16 protein-coding genes are annotated in these 17061 nt (G+C 65.4%); 7 read left to right on the forward strand and 9 right to left on the reverse strand.

Features of this window, described 5'->3' with window-relative positions; genetic code table 11:
* Window positions 1-227 precede the first annotated feature (227 nt).
* Window positions 228-782, forward strand: coding sequence for a YaeQ family protein (locus tag P3T42_RS29850; protein ID WP_074301190.1), 555 nt, complete (start codon window positions 228-230; stop codon window positions 780-782).
* 82 nt (window positions 783-864) lie between these two features.
* On the opposite strand, the gene P3T42_RS29855 is transcribed toward P3T42_RS29850, so the two are convergent.
* Complete coding sequence (locus tag P3T42_RS29855) at window positions 865-1278, reverse strand: VOC family protein (protein ID WP_429308077.1); 414 nt, start codon at window positions 1276-1278, stop codon at window positions 865-867.
* Between the two features lie 447 nt (window positions 1279-1725).
* On the opposite strand from P3T42_RS29855, the gene ada reads away from it, so the two are divergent.
* The 4 genes from ada to P3T42_RS29875 all read left to right on the forward strand — a co-directional run bounded on the left by ada (window position 1726) and on the right by P3T42_RS29875 (window position 6541).
* Window positions 1726-2946 (forward strand): bifunctional DNA-binding transcriptional regulator/O6-methylguanine-DNA methyltransferase Ada, encoded by a 1221-nt coding sequence (gene ada / locus P3T42_RS29860; protein ID WP_429308078.1) that lies wholly within the window; start codon window positions 1726-1728, stop codon window positions 2944-2946.
* A complete protein-coding gene (locus tag P3T42_RS29865; protein ID WP_429308079.1) occupies window positions 2943-3863 on the forward strand; it encodes a DNA-3-methyladenine glycosylase family protein in 921 nt (306 codons plus the stop codon). The genes ada and P3T42_RS29865 overlap by 4 nt, the downstream gene beginning before the upstream one ends.
* Before the next feature lie 245 nt (window positions 3864-4108).
* On the forward strand, window positions 4109-5725 hold the full coding sequence (gene gshA, locus P3T42_RS29870; RefSeq protein ID WP_429308080.1) for a glutamate--cysteine ligase: 1617 nt from the start codon (window positions 4109-4111) through the stop codon (window positions 5723-5725).
* A gap of 312 nt (window positions 5726-6037) precedes the next feature.
* Entirely contained in the window at window positions 6038-6541 is a 504-nt protein-coding gene (locus P3T42_RS29875) for a hypothetical protein (protein WP_429308081.1), read from the forward strand.
* 46 nt (window positions 6542-6587) lie between these two features.
* On the opposite strand, the gene P3T42_RS29880 is transcribed toward P3T42_RS29875, so the two are convergent.
* Window positions 6588-8150, reverse strand: coding sequence for a DHA2 family efflux MFS transporter permease subunit (locus tag P3T42_RS29880; protein ID WP_429308082.1), 1563 nt, complete (start codon window positions 8148-8150; stop codon window positions 6588-6590).
* Window positions 8151-8288: 138 nt separating this feature from the next.
* A complete protein-coding gene (locus P3T42_RS29885; protein WP_429308083.1) occupies window positions 8289-8813 on the reverse strand; it encodes a MarR family winged helix-turn-helix transcriptional regulator in 525 nt (174 codons plus the stop codon).
* A 255-nt stretch (window positions 8814-9068) separates the two neighbouring features.
* Between P3T42_RS29885 and P3T42_RS29890 the strand changes: the two genes are divergently transcribed.
* Both P3T42_RS29890 and P3T42_RS29895 read left to right on the forward strand, forming a co-directional pair.
* Entirely contained in the window at window positions 9069-9455 is a 387-nt protein-coding gene (locus P3T42_RS29890) for a hypothetical protein (RefSeq protein ID WP_429308084.1), read from the forward strand.
* A 337-nt stretch (window positions 9456-9792) separates the two neighbouring features.
* On the forward strand, window positions 9793-11379 hold the full coding sequence (locus tag P3T42_RS29895; RefSeq protein WP_074301195.1) for an efflux transporter outer membrane subunit: 1587 nt from the start codon (window positions 9793-9795) through the stop codon (window positions 11377-11379).
* 164 nt (window positions 11380-11543) lie between these two features.
* Here the strand turns inward: P3T42_RS29895 and P3T42_RS29900 are convergent, their stop codons facing one another.
* The 6 genes from P3T42_RS29900 to gspI form a co-directional block, all read right to left on the reverse strand.
* Complete coding sequence (locus tag P3T42_RS29900) at window positions 11544-12323, reverse strand: type II secretion system protein N (protein ID WP_074301196.1); 780 nt, start codon at window positions 12321-12323, stop codon at window positions 11544-11546.
* A 22-nt stretch (window positions 12324-12345) separates the two neighbouring features.
* Window positions 12346-12849, reverse strand: coding sequence for a type II secretion system protein GspM (gene gspM, locus P3T42_RS29905; protein WP_074301197.1), 504 nt, complete (start codon window positions 12847-12849; stop codon window positions 12346-12348).
* Window positions 12846-14225 carry a type II secretion system protein GspL gene (gene gspL, locus P3T42_RS29910; protein ID WP_074301198.1) on the reverse strand — a complete coding sequence of 460 codons (1380 nt, stop codon included), beginning with the start codon at window positions 14223-14225 and terminating at the stop codon, window positions 12846-12848. Before gspL ends, gspM begins: the two co-directional genes overlap by 4 nt.
* Window positions 14226-14253: 28 nt before the next feature.
* Window positions 14254-15345: a type II secretion system minor pseudopilin GspK gene (gspK, locus tag P3T42_RS29915; protein WP_429308097.1), complete on the reverse strand. Its 1092-nt coding sequence runs from the start codon at window positions 15343-15345 to the stop codon at window positions 14254-14256.
* A gap of 640 nt (window positions 15346-15985) precedes the next feature.
* A complete protein-coding gene (locus tag P3T42_RS29920; protein ID WP_074301199.1) occupies window positions 15986-16663 on the reverse strand; it encodes a PulJ/GspJ family protein in 678 nt (225 codons plus the stop codon).
* A complete protein-coding gene (gspI, locus tag P3T42_RS29925) occupies window positions 16641-17048 on the reverse strand; it encodes a type II secretion system minor pseudopilin GspI (RefSeq protein ID WP_429308098.1) in 408 nt (135 codons plus the stop codon). The genes P3T42_RS29920 and gspI overlap by 23 nt, the downstream gene beginning before the upstream one ends.
* Window positions 17049-17061 lie beyond the last annotated feature (13 nt).

Below are 17061 nucleotides of genomic sequence, written 5' to 3' on the forward strand. Positions count from 1 at the left end.
GAAGCAGCCACGCTAGCGCAGGCGTCCATCGTGCATGATCCGACCTCGCTACCTCGCGGCTGCAATCCGGCCGGCGCCGTTTCGCTGCCTTGTTCCCAAGGCTGCCTCACGCCGCCGCCCGCCGCCCAGTGCAGGAGCGAGCAATGTACAAACAACATGGTAAGCGGCAGCGAGCTGCCGACGATTCCTTCTCTGTCCGGTCCGCAGGCGCGGGCCCCTGGATTGGCATGGCTCTCAAATCGACGATTTACAAGGCAGAACTGCAGATTGCGGACATGGACCGGCATTACTACGCCGATCATGCGCTGACGATCGCGCGCCATCCGTCGGAAACCGACGAACGCATGATGGTGCGCGTGGCCGCGTTCGCGCTGTTCGCCCAGGAACGCCTCGAGTTCTGCAAAGGCCTGTCGGACGCCGACGAGCCGGATCTGTGGCAAAAGGATCTGACCGGCGCGATCGAAACGTGGATCGAAGTCGGCCAGCCCGACGAACGGCGCATCGCGAAGGCGAGCGGCCGCTCCAACGAAGTCGTGGTGATCGCCTACGGCGGCCGCACATCCGAGATCTGGTGGCAGGGGATTCGCAACAAGGTGGATCGGCTGCGTAACGTGACGGTCTGGACGCTCGGCGAAGACGTCGGCGCCGCGCTCGGCAAGCTGGCCGAACGGACCATGCGTCTGCAATGCACCGTGCAGGACGGCGCCGCGTGGCTCGGCAGTGCCGACGCAGATCCGGTACCGATCGAATGGACCGTTTTGAAGGCGCCGGCGAACGCCTAGTTGACGGAGAGGCGGAACGGTCAGGACACCGCCCGCACCGGTTCAAGCCCCCCTCACACGCAATTCCGGCTAGCCAGGCCGTTCAGACGGCCCCCTCCGGCGGCCCTTTCAGTTCGACCATATTGCCCTCGGGGTCGAACAGATACAGCGACGGTCCAAAGCCATCCGCGCCGTAACGCACGCCCAGCTCGCCGATCCGCACGCCACGCTCCTGCAAATGCGCCTTGAGCGCTTCGCCGTCGAACCCTTCGACGCGCAGGCACAGATGATCCATATTTCGACCCTCGCCGGGTGTGCCGCTATCAGGCCGGTCGATTTTCGCGCCCACCTTGAGCAGATCGATCAACGAGCGCCCCGCACGCAACTGGATCAGCCCGAGGTCGCGCTGCTCTTTTTCGACGCTGCAGCCGAGCACATCGCAGTAGAAACGGGTGATGGATTCGAGATCGGCGACCCGGATGACAACATGGTCGATCTCGCGAATGTGGATCTTCATGGAAGGCGCCTCTTGGACGGTTCTCTACCGGTCAATGGCAGTGTAGGAGAAAGGCGGGGTGCCTGGAGACCTCGAAGAGCGAGGCGGGCGGCGGAAGAAGCGCGGACCCGGTCAGCGGCGGTCTGGAACAAAACCGACAGGCAAAAAAAAGCCCGCTCTCAGGGAGCAGGCTGAATCCATATCAGGAGGAGACATGGAGGAGACAGGAACTACTATACACACGGGGTTGGTGCGACGCAATAACTTTTTAAGGGAAAACCCGATGCGGTGGCGTTTTGTCGCAGCCGGCCGGAAAGCTAGGCTGAACCGGCCCTAAACTGGCGCTGGACAGGCCCCAGAACCCCTGTCGCCGCACGGGCCGCACAATGACAGAGCAAGAACCGGAGCGTAGTGTGTCGGCATGCAAACTACATTGGTGACCATCGAAACCGTCTTTTCGAGGACATCATGAACCGTACCGTGACACCTGCCTGGTCTACCGACGCCGAACGCTGGGACGCCTTGACCCAGCGCGACCCGCACGCCGATGGCGCTTTCTTCTACGGCGTCAAAACCACCGGCGTGTTCTGCCGCCCGTCGTGCGCGTCGCGCCAGCCGCGTCGTGAGAACGTTGATTTCTTCGCTACGGCAGACGCCGCCCGCACTGCGGGCTATCGCGAATGCAAGCGCTGCCAGCCCGGCGGCCTGCCGCGCGAGCTCGAGATCGTGAATCGCGCCTGCGCCGCGCTCGACGCCGATCCGCAGCAGCGCCTCACGCTTGCCCAGTTGAGCGACGCCGTGCATGTCAGCCCGTTTCACCTGCAAAGGCTGTTCAAACGCGTCGTGGGCGTGTCGCCGCGCCAGTATCAGGCGGCCCAGCGCGGCGCGGCGCTGCGCGAGGCGCTCCACCGCGGCACGGACGTGACGCGCGCCACTGTCGACGCCGGCTTCGGCTCGCCGTCGCGCATGTACGAAAGCGCACCGACCGAGCTGGGGATGGCGCCGTCGGCCTACCGGCGCAAAGGTGCTGGCCTGACCGTGCATTACGCCAGCGCGCCGACCTCGCTCGGCTTCGTGCTGGTGGCCGCCACTGCCAAGGGCATCTGCAAGATCGGCTTCGGTGACGACGCCGCGGCGCTCGCCACCGAGTTGCGCGGCGAGTTCGCCAACGCCGAGCTGGTCGAGGACGCCGCCCGGCTCGCGCCGTTTATCGCGCAGGTGGACGCCTATCTGCACGGCACCCGCCAGCGCTTCGACCTGCCGCTCGATATCGACGCCACGGCGTTCCGCCAGCGTGTCTGGGACGCACTGCGGCGTATCCCGTACGGCGAGACGCGCAGCTATTCGGATATCGCCGAGGCCGTCGGTTCGCCGCGCGCGGTGCGGGCGGTCGCGAGCGCCTGCGCGTCGAACCCGGTCGCGCTGGCGATTCCGTGTCATCGCGTGGTGCAAAAGGGTGGGGCGCTTGCCGGCTATCGCTGGGGACTGCCGCGTAAGGCGGCGCTGCTCGATGCCGAGGTTCATCGCGCGGGTGTGGAAGGTGTGGACGCGAGTGCCGCGCATACGGCCGCACCGCTGCGGGTTCAGGCCAATGCTGTCGTCACGGCCACCGCAGCCACCGCAGCCACCGTTAAAAGCAAGGCAAAATCATCCACACCGCCCACCCCCAATCTGGATCACGCCGCGTGAGCACTGCCACTGACCTCGCCGTCCTCGAACTGCCGTTCAAGGCGCCCTTCGACTGGCCGCGTATCCTGCGCTTCTTCGCCGGGCGCGCCACTCCCGGCGTCGAAGCGGTCGAGGAGGGCGCGTACCGCCGCGCCATCGACTGGGCCGGCGACAGCGGCACGCTGACGGTCCGCCCGCACCCGCGCAAGCGTTGTATCGTCGCCACCATCGACGGCCCCGCCGGCCGTCATGCCGAGGCGCTCGCCGCACCGATTGCGCGGATGTTCGACCTGCACGCGGATCCGAAAGCCATCGGCGCGCATTTCGCCGCCGATCCGTGGCTCGCGCCGCTGATCGAAGCCGCGCCGGGCCTGCGTGTGCCGGGGGCGTGGTCGGCCTTCGAACTGGTGGTGCGGGCAATCGTCGGCCAGCAGGTCAGCGTGAAGGCGGCCACGACGATCATCGGCCGGCTGGTGCAGCGCGCCGGGCAACGCATCGAGGACCACCCGCACGAACGCACCGCCTGGCGCTTTCCGACGCCGGCCGCCCTGGCCGCCGCGGACATGGCGCAGATCGGCATGCCGGGCAAGCGTGTGGCGGCGTTGCAGGGCATGGCGGCGGCGGTCGCAAGCGGCGCCGTGCCGCTCGACAGCCATGCCGCCGTCGACACCGCCGCCTTGCGCGCCGCGCTGCTGGCGCTGCCCGGCATCGGCCCATGGACCGTCGAATACGTGGCGATGCGCGCCTGGCGCGACGCCGACGCCTGGCCCGCGTGGGACCTGGTGCTGATGCAGTCGATCGCCGCCCGCGACCCAACCCTGCAGCGGCCGACCCAGCAGCGAGCGCGTACCGACGCCTGGCGTCCATGGCGTGCCTACGCGGCCATGCATCTGTGGAACGAGGTAGCGGACCGCGCGGGCGCGGCACGCGGCGGCTAGCGCAAACGCGCTAGTGGGGCGAGCGCGGATCGCGGGCAAGGCGCTTGCGGCGTAGAGTAAGCGGGGCTCGCAGCATCCCGAAGCAACCTGACAAAAGCCGCCCGGGAGGTGGTCAAGGTGGCCTCAAGCAGGGGTCGTGGCTAGATGTTAAAGTGCCCGCTACTGAAAATTCCGCCGGATGTTGTCGACCGCACATAGCTTCAATTGAGCGGCACATGGCGGCCGACAACGTCCGACTCGCATCAATGCCAAACACCACACCTTCCCGCACGACCGACCTGCTTTCGCACCGCCTGTCCGTGCTCGCCTCCGGCCCACAGCGCGACGCGCTGACGACCGGCCTGCGCGGCATCGAACGGGAAAGCCTGCGCGTGACGCCCGACGGCGCACTCGCGATGACACCGCATCCGCACGCGCTCGGCTCGGCGCTCACGCATCCGTCGCTGACCACCGACTATTCGGAAGCGCTGATCGAACTGATCACGCCGGCGGAACACGACGCCTCGATCACGCTCGACAAGCTCGATGAGCTGCATCGTTTCGTCTACGCCAGGCTCGACGGCGAGATCCTGTGGAACAACTCCATGCCGGGCCTGCTGCCCGCCACCGACGACGGCATTCCGATCGCGCAATACGGCTCGTCGAACATCGGCAAGCTGAAGTACGTGTACCGCGTAGGCCTCGCGCTGCGCTACGGCCGCACGATGCAAACCATCGCCGGCATCCACTACAACTATTCGCTGAACGAAGAAGTGTGGCGTCTGTTGCATGCGGACCAGCAATCCACGGCGAGCGCGGTGGACTTCCAGTCCGAGCGCTATCTCGCGCTGATCCGCAATTTCCGCCGCACCAACTGGCTGCTGATGTACCTGTTCGGCGCGTCGCCGGCGCTGGATCGCCGTTTCCTGCGCGAGCGTAACCATACGCTCGAGACCTTCGACGCCGACACGCTGTATCGCCCGTATGCGACCAGCTTGCGGATGAGCGATCTCGGCTACTCGAACACCACCGCGCAGGCCGCGCTGCACGCGGACTACGACACGCTGCACGGCTACCTCGATGCGTTGGCCAAGGCGGTCAGCCAGCCGTATCCGCCGTACGAAAAAATCGGCACGCAACGCGACGGCGAGTGGGTGCAGATCAACACCAACGTGCTGCAGATCGAAAACGAGTTCTACTCGACGATTCGCCCCAAGCGCGTGACGTATCCTGGCGAGCGTCCGCTGCATGCGCTTGCCGCGCGCGGCGTGCAGTACGTCGAAGTGCGCTGCATGGATATCGATCCGTTCGAGCCGACCGGTATCGCACTGGAAACCGCGCGCTTTCTCGATGCGTACCTGCTGGTCTGCGCACTCGAAGAAAGCCCGTTGCTGCCGCCGGGTGCGTATTGCGAAGCCAATCAGAACTTCGGGCGCGTCACCCAGGAAGGACGCAAACCCGGCCTCGAACTCACGCGCGATGGCCAGCCGATCGCCATGCGCGAGTGGGCCGACGAACTGTTCGCGAAGATCGAGATTGCCGCCAAGGCGCTCGACGCATTGCGCGGCGACGACTCGCACGCACGCGCACTCGCCGCGCAGCGTGCGAAGCTTGCCGATGCGTCGCTGACGCCGTCCGCGCGCGTGCTGCAGACCATGCGCGACAAGCAGCAGAGTTTTCTCGCCTTCGCCCTTGAACAGAGCGAGGCGCACGCCGCGTATTTCCGCGCACGGCCGCTAGACGCCGGCGCCACGCAAGCGTTCGCGGATCTCGCCACGCAATCGCTCGAACAGCAGGCCAAGCTCGAGCGCGATGAGGTCGGCTCGTTCGACGCCTTCGTCGCCGCTTATCGCGCCTATACGTTGAATCGCTTTAGCGTGTAGACGACGCTCGGGTCGTGCGCACGCCGCACCGCGGCGCGTGTCACGTAAGCGGAATAGGGCAGCCTCGAAACAGGCTGCCCTTTATGTTTGCAGCGACGCTTCATCAAACGAGCGCTTCAACCGAGGCCGGTAACGGCTACGCATACGGCGCGTGCGACACCTGCCGTTTCGGCAAGAAGTGCTAGCCGCCAGGCTTTCGGCGAAGCGTATGAAACACCTTCGAATCGCAGCGGTCCAACCTTTACACTGAATGACCTTCCGCGCGCCGCTTGCGCGCGTCCGGTTGTCTCCACGCAAAGAGGAAGCAAGGCGATGAAGAAAGCTCTGTTGGCAACATTGTGCGTACTGGCCGCGGGCTGCTCGACGCGCGGGCAGGTGAACCCCGACGTCATGCAGGTCGCCACCACACCGCTGACGTGTTCGAACGCAACCGAATGCAATCTCTGGTGGCAACGCGCCCAGACCTGGGTGACCAGCCATTCGACCTACAAGATCGAGGCCGCCAGCGATTCGCTGATCCAGACCGCCGGCCCGCTGGGCGGCAAACGCGCGCTGGCGTATCAGATCACGAAGACACCCAACAACGACGGCACCGCGACGATAGGCTTCGCCGCGCATTGCGACAGTTCGCTGGGATGCAAACCGAATCCATGGGAAGCCGGCGCCGACTTCAAGGAGTTCGTGCGTAGCGGCGTGGCGGGCAGTCCGGCGCCGCAAACCAATGGTGCGACCGCGCCGGCCGGAGCTACGCCGTCGCTCGAGGCCGCGCCGGCGCAATCCGTGGCGACGCCTGGCGACGTGCCGGTGAGTCAGTAAGACGGCAGCGCCGCCGTAGCGGGCGGCGCTGCCTGTCCGTTGACCCTCAATGCCCCAGCGAAGGACCCGCGCCCTTGCGCGGCTTCGTGATCCAGACCAGCGCGGCCAGCACGATAAAGGCCACGCACGAGATGCGGAAGAAATCGTTGGTCGCCATCATGTACGCCTGCTGCGTGACGATCTGATTCAATTGCGCCGTCGTGCTTTGTCCGGCGAAGCCGAGGGCCGTGAGGGAATCGCTATAGGCGGTGGTATTCGGCGCATAGGTACTGACCGATTCCGTTAGCACTGCGTGATGGTAGATCGTGTCGTTTTCCCAGTACGTCGTACTGATCGCGGTGCCGATCGCGCCCGACAAGGTACGGAAAAAGTTCGACAGACCCGAGGCGCTCGCAAGCCGCTCGTCGGACACGCTGGACAGCGTGATGGTGGTCATCGGCACGAAGAAGCACGCCACGCCGATCCCCTGCACGATACGCGGCCAGATCACGTGACTGAACGGCACGTCGAGCGTGAAGGTCGAGTTCCAGAACGACACGAACGCAAACACGACGAACGCGAAGCTCGCCACCATCCGCAGATTGAGCCGGTGCATGTTGCGGCCGATCATCGGCGAGAGCACCAGCGCGAGCAGTCCGACGGGCGCGGTCGCCAGCCCGGCGAGCCCGGCCGTGTAACCCATCACCGTCTGCAGCCAGAGCGGGAAGATCACCACCGAGCCGAAGAACGCCATGAAGCCGAACGAGATGATCAGCACGCCGAGCGCAAAGTTGCGGTCCTTGAAGAGCGAGAGGTCGATCACCGGTTCCTTCTCGGTCATCTCCCAGACCAGCAGGAAGGCAATCGAGACCACGGCAATGATCGCCAGCGCGACGATGAAGTTCGAGTTGAACCAGTCGCGGTCCTTGCCGAGGTCGAGCATCATCTGCAGGCACGACACGCCGCTCACCAGCAGCGCGAGGCCAACTGCATCGATCCGTTGCTTCGTCGTCTTCGTTTCGCGGCCGCGCAGCAGCACGTACGCACACGCGGCGGAAAACAGGCCGATCGGCACGTTGATGTAGAAGATCCACGGCCACGTGTAGTTGTCGGTGATCCAGCCGCCCATCACCGGTCCGAAGATCGGCGCGACGATCACCGTCATCGCCCATAGGCCGAGCGCCAGGCCGCGCTTTTCGGGCGGATACGAGCGCATCAGGATGGTCTGCGAGAGCGGCACCATCGGCCCGGACACGAGCCCCTGCAGCAGCCGGAACGCAATCAGCGACTCGAAGTTCTGCGCGAAGCCGCACAAGGCCGACGCGATGGAGAACAGCAGCACCGACAGCGTGAACAGGCGCACTTCGCCGACCCGGCGCGCGAGCCAGCCGGTCAGCGGCACCGCGATCGCCGAGGCGACGGAATACGACGAGATCACCCAGGTGCCCTGGCTAGTGGCGACGCCGAGGCTGCCGGAAATGGTCGGCACGGCGACGTTGGCAATCGACGTATCGAGCACTTCCATGAACGTGCCGAGCGCCAGCCCAATGGTGAGCAACGCCAGTGTGCCGCCGGCTAGCGGGGCAGGTTCAGCGGCGGGTGCGGCAACTGCGGGAGCCGTAGCGGCCATGATCGAATCTCCTCAGTCGGCAGAAGCTTGATCCGACATGCATATTTTGCCGTCGGTCAGGATGTCTTACATGTTCCGTCATCTTCTGCCCAGACAGATATTTGCTGGGACATCGACGCGCTGAGGCACGTCTCCTGACTACAGTTCGCCGTTTTCCGGCAACGGTGAGTTTTGCGCGGCCGGGCAGCCCTGGAACCCGCTGTCCTCGCCGCTACCCGAGCCATTTGCGATCAGGCGGCCCAACAGGCCCGTCAGCGTCGCGACATCGTCGGCGGTGAAACCTTGCAGCTGTTCGTTCAGCACCGCCGAGCCCAGCCGTGGCAGTTGCTGGGCCACATCGCGTCCGTGCGGCGTCAGTTCGAGCTTGACCATGCGACGGTCGGCATCGCTCCGCGAACGGACAATAAAGCCTTTCTTTTCAAGGCGATCGAGCATGCGCGTCATCGAGCCGCTGTCATACGACATGGCGCGGGACAGCTCATACGGCGTATGCGCCCGGTTGCAAGACAACATCAGGATCACGCCGATCTGCTGCGCCGTGAGCCCCAACGGCTTGACCGCGCGGTCCATCCGCTCGACCAGCACATTGCGCGCTTTCGACAGGTAATAGCCCAGACTCGATTCGAGGTGAATCTCGTCGGCGTTGTAGGGACCGTCGGTCATCGAAGATTCGCTGTTAATCGTCATGAAGCAGACGGGATTTTAGCTGCCTAAGCAGACAAGTCAACCTCGGCATCCCTCGTCATGCTCGCGAAAAAACAACAGGGCAAGCTGACGTGACGCAAAGTATCTTGAAATTTAATTGCATAGTCAATATTATTACAGGCAACGAGTTACGCGCGATCCGCGCCACCCGAGACCATGTTCTGACCGCTTTGCCGCGCACCCTACCCTGACGGTGCGTAGAGGATTCTCATCATGCTGTACCTGAAAAACACCCTGGGTGGCCTGAGCCGCTCCCTTCACGACACCGCCCTGCAAACCTTCCAGGGACCGTACCGCTGGTTGAAACTGGCGCTGTACGTGGTGATGTTTGTGCTGCCGGGGGGATCGCTCGGGGTGATGTTCTTTGCGTGGCTCGACCACCGTCGCAATGGCCGTGCAGCAAAGGCCGCGGCGCTCGCCGCTCCGGTGGCGCTGCTCGGAAACGCGGGTGCCATCAAGCCCGCCACCGCCGTGAAGCCCGTCGCACCGGCTCTGGCGCAGGGCATTGCCACCGCCTGCCAGCCGCGCGCCGAAGCGCCGGCTTGCCGGGCAGCAGCCGGCAAACAGGCCCGGCAAACCACAGCGGATTTGCGCTGCTAAGACAGGGGCGCGCCGCCCGGCCGCCCCCTCCCGTTTCCGCCTCGGGGCTTCCTGCCTCATGCCGCTCCGCAGCACCCCTTCCGCCGGCGCACCCGGCCGGCCGTAACGGCACGTAACCGTCGCCACCGCGCGAGTTACACACCCACAGCACGCCCTGCATTAACCTTTCGGTTTTCTGCCCCATCGGCATCGCGTGCGCTACCATTCCAGATCGTCGCGACGTCCCGCCTCCCGTGCCATTCCGGCGGTCATGGGAGCGGTCGCCCGCCGATCTTCCCAGCCTTCGTGGACCGCTGACCGGGAACTTGCCTCGGCCGAATCGACAGGAATCCATTGCATGCAGTTTGACCGAAGCTCGCACGCGCGGGCCGTTGCGCCGCGCGCCCTGACCCTCGCCGTTGCGGCGGCGCTCGGCACCTTGCTGGCCGGCTGCGCGGTCGGCCCGGACTATAAGACGCCCACCACCCAGGTGCCGGCCTCCTACAAGGAAGCCGCGCCGGGCTGGAAGGTTGCCCAACCGTCCGATCAACACGACCGCGGCCAGTGGTGGACGATCTACGACGACGCGTCGCTCAACGCGCTCGAAGACAAGCTCAACACCTCGAACCAGACCGTCGCGCAATATGCCGCCGCTTACCGGCAGGCGCGCGCGCTGGTCGGCGAGGCGCGCGCCGCGTACTTCCCGGTGATTAGCGGCTCGGCAGGCCTGACCCGTTCAGGCAACGGATCGTCGGCCAGCGCGGGCAGCACCTCGGGCGCGCGCGCCAGCGTCAGCAATAGCTACAACCTGTCGCTCGACGCAAGCTGGGAGCCGGACCTGTGGGGCAAGGTCAGCCGCACCGTCAGCGCGCAGGAGGCGAGCCAGCAGGGCGCCGCCGCCACGCTCGCCAACGCCCGGCTGTCCGCGCAAGGCACGCTCGCCCAGACCTATTTCACGCTGCGCTCGCTCGATGCGATGCAGAAGCTGCTCGACGACACGGTGCTCGCCTACGAGAGGTCGCTCAAGCTCACGCAGAACCAGTACGCGCAGGGCGTGGCCGGCCGCTCCGATGTGATTCAGGCGCAGGCGCAATTGCAATCGGCGCAGGCTGCCGCGATCGACAACGGCATCGCCCGCGCCCAGGACGAGCACGCGATTGCCGTGCTGGTCGGCGAGCCGGCCTCGACGTTCTCGATTCCGCCGTCGCCGCTCACCGCGACGCCGCCCGCCGTGCCGGCGCAGATGCCGTCCGCGCTACTCGAGCGCCGCCCCGACATCGCCGCGGCCGAGCGCGCCGCGAAGGCGGCGAACGAACAGATCGGCGTCGCCATCGCGGCGTTCTTCCCGTCGCTGACGCTGTCGGCGAGCGGCGGCTTCCAGAGCTCGGTGCTGTCGCAATTGCTGACGGCGCCGGCGCGCTTCTGGACCCTCGGCCCGCAACTGGCCGGTACGATCTTCGACGGCGGCTTGCGCTCGGCGCAGACCGAGGCGGCCCGCGCAGCCTACGATCAGGATGTGGCGGTCTACCGTCAAACGGTGCTGGCGGCGTTTCAGGACGTCGAGGACAACCTCGCGTCGCAGCGCATTCTCGAACAGGAAATCGGCGTGCAGCAGCAGGCCGTCACCTCGGCCCAACAGGCGCTGGATATCGTCACGAACCAGTACAAGTCGGGCACGGTCGCCTACCTCAGTGTGCTGACCGCGCAGACCACCGCCTTCACCGCCGAGCAGAAGCTCGCCAGCCTGGCGGGCGAGCGGATGGTGTCGTCGGTGGGTCTGGTGAAGGCGCTCGGCGGCGGCTGGGACGCCTCGCAGATGGCGCGCGAAACCGGCACCGTAGCCGCGCCGGCGGCATCGGCATCGGGCGTGCCTGCCGCGGCCGTTGCGCCTGCGGCATCGGCATCGGCCGCGCCCGTCGCGCAGAAAGCGGTCGCCGTCGAGTAGCCGCAAGTTCGTCAGAACAACTGAGCATCTCGCTCGCAGACTAAACCGTTCAACGGACTGACAGACAAAAGGGGCATGGCCGCAACGCGGTCATGCCCCTTGGTCATTGGGTTCGACATACGCCGTATGTCGCGCCATGCATCACGCCTTCTTGCCCGGCACCGTCAGTGAACGAAGGTGAGCGCCACCGTATCCGGCCCGCTCGGCCGTCCGAGCAGATTCAGCAGACCCGCGAGATTGTCGCGCGCTTCGGGGGCCGCGCTCGCCGTGCCGTTGAACGACGTCGCGCCGGCGCCCAGCACGCCGTGACCGTTCAGCATCAAGGGCCCTTTCAGCGTCGAGAGGTCGATCGTCGAGCTGCTGCCTTGCGCCTGAACCACCACGCGGTACGAACCCAGCGGCTTGACCAGCGAGACCCGCGAACTCGCATCGGCGAACGTGACCGTCAGTTGTCCGAACGCTTCGTTGCCGAAGCTGCGCCAGTCGCTCCATGCGAGCTGCACGTTGCCTTGCAGATCGAGCGTGTTGAACGGCGCCCCCAAACCGGTGAGCAACGACGCCGGCACCGCAATCGCACCCTGCGACAGGATCGCGCCGCGCCGGGTAGCGTCGACGGTGATCGGGTCGGGCATTGCTTCGCTTTGCAGCATGGTCATCCGCAGACGGCCGGTGAAGAGCGGCCAGAAGGCGGTATGCCATTCGATGCGGCCCGGCAGCAGCGTCGCCGCACTGGTGTCCGATCCGGCGGCCAGCATCAGCGTGGCCGAGCCATGCCATAGCGAGCCCGCCGGAGCGACGAGATTGACGTGACCGCCAGTGGCTCTGGCGAACTGCGGCGTGATCCACGCCGCGGGTAACAGCACCAGCAACACGGTACCGCTCGATAACACCGCGACCAGCAGCCACGGCAGGGCGGCGCGCAGGCGCCGCATCCAGAAATTCATGCGAGATCCTGTGACTGCAGCGTCATTTAGCGGTCGACGGCTGCAGCGACGCCGTCAGGTCGACCTGCCCGTCGTCCTTGAGCGCCGTCACGTGCGCTTCGGCGACCTGCACCTTGAACTGGCGCCGCACGTCGTCCACCCACGTAGTCCACGCGGGAAACGACGCGTTCTTCAACTGGATCTGCACCGCATTGCCGAGCAACTGCACCTGCAGCGGCACGATGCCGTGGTCCGTGAGCGACGCGGTGAGGGCGTCCTTGAGCGCGCCGCCTGTGGGCGCCACGCCCTGGGCAGCGGCCGACAGCCGGCGCGCCTCTTCAGCCTGCGCATTCATCTGCGCGAGCTGACGCTGCGCGGCCGGCAGCGATTCACGCAGATGCGCGCGACCGTCCTCAGCCGGCGCCCACAGGATCGACCAGGCAATCAGCACACCGAGGATAGCGCCACCCCAAAGCAGCAGGGTTTTCTCGCGCTCGGTGCGTCCTCCCCAGAAGCCGGCCCACGCTTGAGCAAGTTCATTTTTCATTGTCCGCTCCTGATCGTCCACTTGCCGGTATTGCTGTCGATCCCGCCGGACAGGCCGTTACCCGAAAGACGTTGGGCAAGGCCGGGGTCGACCTTGATCTCCGGCTTGAACGTGACGTCGAGACGCCGGTCGTGATAGTCGAGCGCCGCGATCCCATTGACGGGCACCGGGCCAAGCGAGCGTGCAAGACCGGCTGCGAGGGAGAGGAAATCGTCCGGCGACAGTTCACCCGCCGCCGTGCGCAACTGCTGCATCTGGCGCGACATCTGATCGGGGGCGTCGAGTACGACCGTGGTCTTCGGGAACGTGTTGAGCAGCAACTCGGTCATCTGCGTGTTGATCGCGTCGCGCTGATGCGCGAGCATCATCCACTGCACATTCGCGCCAATGATGGCGACCACCAGCGCGCCCGCGGCCAGCAGCGCGGGCAGGCGCAGACGCCGCAGCGTCGCGCGGTCGAGGCGCCACGGCTGGGTGGCGAACTCGAACTGACACAGGTCGAAACGGCACTCGAGCGCCCGGCGCGCGAGCTGCTCGAACGGCAACGGCCGCGCGCCCGGCACCTGGGCGGCGAGCTTCGCTTGTGCGCTCGAACCCATGCTGGGTTCGTTGCCCGACACTTCGGTGAGCAGATAGAGCGAGACCGGTGCGTCGCCCGAGAGTGCGGCGAGCGTCGCATTCACCGAGGTGGCGGGCACGGCGAGCCCTTCGCCCTGATTGCCGCGCGCGATGGCGAGCTCCACGCGGGTGGTGCTGGCGTCCGGCGCAATCTCGGCGAGCAGCGCGGGGGCGGTGGACACCACGGTGCCGAGCACGGCCGCGACGACCGGCGACGGCGGCGCGATCGGCAGACCGGCGGCGAGTTTCGCCGCCACGGCGGGCTGCAGGATGGCGGGTTCGAGCTCGGCCTCCTCGACGGGGACGGCGGGCGCGGGCGGGAGCGGCAGACAGCGCGTGACCGGCACGGCGCGCACGCTGCGATGACCGGCTGCGGCGAAGGCTTCGCAGATAAAGCGGAACCAGCCGCGATCGACGATGGCAAGCAGATGCCGGCCTTTGCCGAGCGGCTGCGGGTCGAGGGCGATGTGACAGGTCTGGGGATCCTGAATCAGTTGATCCTCGACGATGTTTGGCAAAGCCTGGCGCAGACGTGGGCCCTTTAGTGGGGGCAGCGTGGCGGGCATCATGAGGAGGTCGCGCGCGGCGACCATCAGGACCGTCGACGACGGGCGGGGCAGCAGCGCGAGTGCGGCGCGACCGGCGCGCTGGGTGCGGCCCGACTTGTCGAGCAGCACGAACGGCAACTCCGGCAGTTGCCATTCTTGCGATGGCACTGCTGGGTCGCGCGGCGGCAATAGGACGATCAGCGTGCTCAAAGGCCACTCTCTCCGGGAAAAGCGTTATTCATAGTTGATCTTGTACGCGCACGATGCGGGTGGTGTGTGTCAGCGGATCGCGATAGACGAGGGTGGTGCGGTCCACTTCCGCGCGTTCGTGATCGACGCGGCCGTGGATATAAAAGTAACTGGTCGTGACATCGAAGAGGCTGGGGTCGATGGCGATTTGCTGGACACCTGCGCCTTGCAAGGCTAACTGTACATCGCCGACGTTATGAAAGAACACGGTCTGGCGACGCGCGACGAAGGCTTGGGCGTTCGAGAGACTCATGCCGGGCACGACGGCGGCGATCACTTCGGCGGGCGCGGTGTTCATGTTGACGGCGGTGTTGGCGGGCAGATACGTCACGAACGGGCGCAGTCGCTCGATCATCTCGGGCGTGAAGCCGGGGATATCGAGGAGCGATTCGACGCTGGTCATCTGCAGCGGCGCGACGCCGGAGTTGTCGTTATCGTCGTCGAGGCCGGGTTTATCGGTGAAGTTGCTGCCGCCGGTGGCGCCGGGCACGGGCGTGGCGGAACCGCCGGCTGTTGTCGTTTGGGACTGGAAGCGGGTGGCGGAGTGGTTGAGGCCATTGCGGAGTTGCACGGCGGTGGTTTGCGCCAGCTGGCCGCTGAGGCCGAGTTCGACGAGCAGGCGCTGGAATGCCGCGATCTGTTCCACGTTCAGTTGCAGGAGGCCCGGGACGGGGCTCGAGACGAGATTACGGAGGTTGAATTTGCTTTGTGCGTCTTCTATCGAACCTGATAGGTATGTGGCTGCGCCTTCTGAGGCTCTTACTTCGCCTATCTGGCCTAAGAAATCGGATAGGCGTGTTTTGGCTATGGGGACGCCCCAGACCCCGCCCAGGTAGGTGATGCCTGCAGAGGTGTCGCCTTCGGATCGAAGGATTAGCCTTGTCCAGTCTAAGGCGCCTCTTGAGATCCATTGGGCCTGGGATAGGAGGCGTTGGTTTTCTATCCTGCGGATCTGGACTTGCTGGCGCCATAAGATGCCCGATACCAGGATTGCTGATAGGGCTACCACCAGGAGTGCGCTGATTATGGCTACGCCGGTTTGCTTTTTTGGTTTGGCTATGCCGTTTGGCTGTGTTCCTATGGTGTTGGCCTTTCCTTGCTTTCTTATCGGTCTATTAGCTTCGCCCCTGTGCGGGGCAGCACTTACTTTCTTTGCCGCCGCAAAGAAAGTAAGCAAAGAAAGCGGGCTCACACCGCCAGCCTGTAGGTGTCCACCTCGCAAAGCTTCTCGGAGTGGTCCGAAGACAAGACCGTCCCTCGCACTTCCCACGTTCGTGACACAGGACTCATTCATCCCGCCCACGCACTCCGTGCGTGACGGTTGGGTATAACCAATACCCCCCACCGGGCGTACAAGGTGTTGTGCCCGACGGCGGGGCGCGAAGCGCGACGCTGGAATGAATGACTGCTGTGTCAGTAGGGGATGATGGTGCGAGGGCACATCTCGTGTTGGGCCGTTCCCGGCTGCGGACCGGGATGGCTCACTACAAGCTAGCGGTTGCAGCCCGCTTTCTTTGCTTACTTTCTTTGCGGCGGCAAAGAAAGTAAGTGCTGCCCCGCACAGGGGCGAAGCTAATAGACCGATAAGAAAGCAAGGAAAGGCCAACACCATAAGAACAACAACAACCCAAGGCGCCGCAGGCAAAACCCCACCCCCCTGCGCAGCAAAAACTGCAGGAACCTCAAAACCCGGCGGTAGCAAAAAAACCAAAACCACCAAATCACTCTCCGACGAGAAAAACCCGCGTAACAGGCCGCGCGAGCGAAGTAGCCCCAATCACAACCTCAAGCCCGGTGACAGACCGCGGCAGCGGAGCCCCGCCCAGCTGCGGCACTTTCAGGTTGTTATCAGCCTCGGTAATCGCCCCTTGCACATCCTTCATCTGCGTGGTCCACCCCACCTTCGGGACAAACAGCCGCGCATCGATCGACCCCACTCCACCCATCAAAGGCACCGCGCTCCAACCATCACCCTCGCCACCCCGCAACGCACCCTGCAACTCGCCCACATTACCCAGCGGCGGCGATGCATACCGAATCACGCGTCCATCGGACACCCGATACCTCACCACCTGCAACCGCGGCGCCGTATCCGGCAAATCCAGCTCGCGCACAATCTGCAACACACTCCCGCTCACCGACACCGCCGCCTGCCCCGACTCGTCATCCGTCGCCGCATGGCGCGCATCAATACGCATCTGGTCGAACAACTGCGCAAACACCCGCTCGTCTTCCATCGCGTTCGTAATCGTCTGCCGTCCGCGAATGATCTGGTCCAGTCCCCGCCACGACAACACCGCGATCACCGCCAGTATCGCGATCGCAACCATCAGCTCAATCAGCGTAAAACCACGCGTCGGCCCGCGGCCGCGGCGCTCAGAGCGAACGGTTCGTTTCATTCGCCACCACCGTCACCATCTGGGCAAGATTGCCGGCGCGGCCCGGTGTCGTCACCAACACTTCGACGCGACGGAACACCGGATTCGGCGTCGCCGTCACGCGCTCCGTACAAAGCATCTGCAAATTCCCCTGCGAACAGTCAAAACTGCTCGACCCCACCTCCGGCCAGCTATGCGCCAGCTTCAACTGCGCCAGCGTATTGTCGGCACTCCACCCCGCCAGCAAACGCTGATGCAGCTCCACCTCGCTACTCGCCAGATTGCCCACCGCACGCAGCGACGCCGCCAGCGCCACCGCGATAATCGCCAGCGCCACCAGCACTTCGATCATCGTGAAGCCGTCCTGCATGCGCCGCCGTGCCGGCGCGCCCACACCCTTCCTCATCCGGCCGCCCATC

The sequence above is a fragment of the Paraburkholderia sp. GAS38 genome (genome assembly GCF_050434965.1).
Classification (GTDB): domain Bacteria; phylum Pseudomonadota; class Gammaproteobacteria; order Burkholderiales; family Burkholderiaceae; genus Paraburkholderia; species Paraburkholderia phenazinium_A.

Bases quoted from the DNA above. Each gene is read 5' to 3' on its own strand.
- gspM (WP_074301197.1), bottom strand. From the start codon at position 12,849: ATGAAAAATGAACTTGCTCAAGCGTGGGCCGGCTTCTGGGGAGGACGC.
- P3T42_RS29895 (WP_074301195.1), top strand. From the start codon at position 9,793: ATGCAGTTTGACCGAAGCTCGCACGCGCGGGCCGTTGCGCCGCGCGCC.
- P3T42_RS29890 (WP_429308084.1), top strand. From the start codon at position 9,069: ATGCTGTACCTGAAAAACACCCTGGGTGGCCTGAGCCGCTCCCTTCAC.
- P3T42_RS29875 (WP_429308081.1), top strand. From the start codon at position 6,038: ATGAAGAAAGCTCTGTTGGCAACATTGTGCGTACTGGCCGCGGGCTGC.
- gspI (WP_429308098.1), bottom strand. From the start codon at position 17,048: ATGAGGAAGGGTGTGGGCGCGCCGGCACGGCGGCGCATGCAGGACGGC.
- P3T42_RS29920 (WP_074301199.1), bottom strand. From the start codon at position 16,663: ATGAAACGAACCGTTCGCTCTGAGCGCCGCGGCCGCGGGCCGACGCGT.
- P3T42_RS29900 (WP_074301196.1), bottom strand. From the start codon at position 12,323: ATGAATTTCTGGATGCGGCGCCTGCGCGCCGCCCTGCCGTGGCTGCTG.
- P3T42_RS29880 (WP_429308082.1), bottom strand. From the start codon at position 8,150: ATGGCCGCTACGGCTCCCGCAGTTGCCGCACCCGCCGCTGAACCTGCC.
- P3T42_RS29850 (WP_074301190.1), top strand. From the start codon at position 228: ATGGCTCTCAAATCGACGATTTACAAGGCAGAACTGCAGATTGCGGAC.
- P3T42_RS29885 (WP_429308083.1), bottom strand. From the start codon at position 8,813: ATGACCGACGGTCCCTACAACGCCGACGAGATTCACCTCGAATCGAGT.
- P3T42_RS29855 (WP_429308077.1), bottom strand. From the start codon at position 1,278: ATGAAGATCCACATTCGCGAGATCGACCATGTTGTCATCCGGGTCGCC.
- gshA (WP_429308080.1), top strand. From the start codon at position 4,109: ATGCCAAACACCACACCTTCCCGCACGACCGACCTGCTTTCGCACCGC.
- ada (WP_429308078.1), top strand. From the start codon at position 1,726: ATGAACCGTACCGTGACACCTGCCTGGTCTACCGACGCCGAACGCTGG.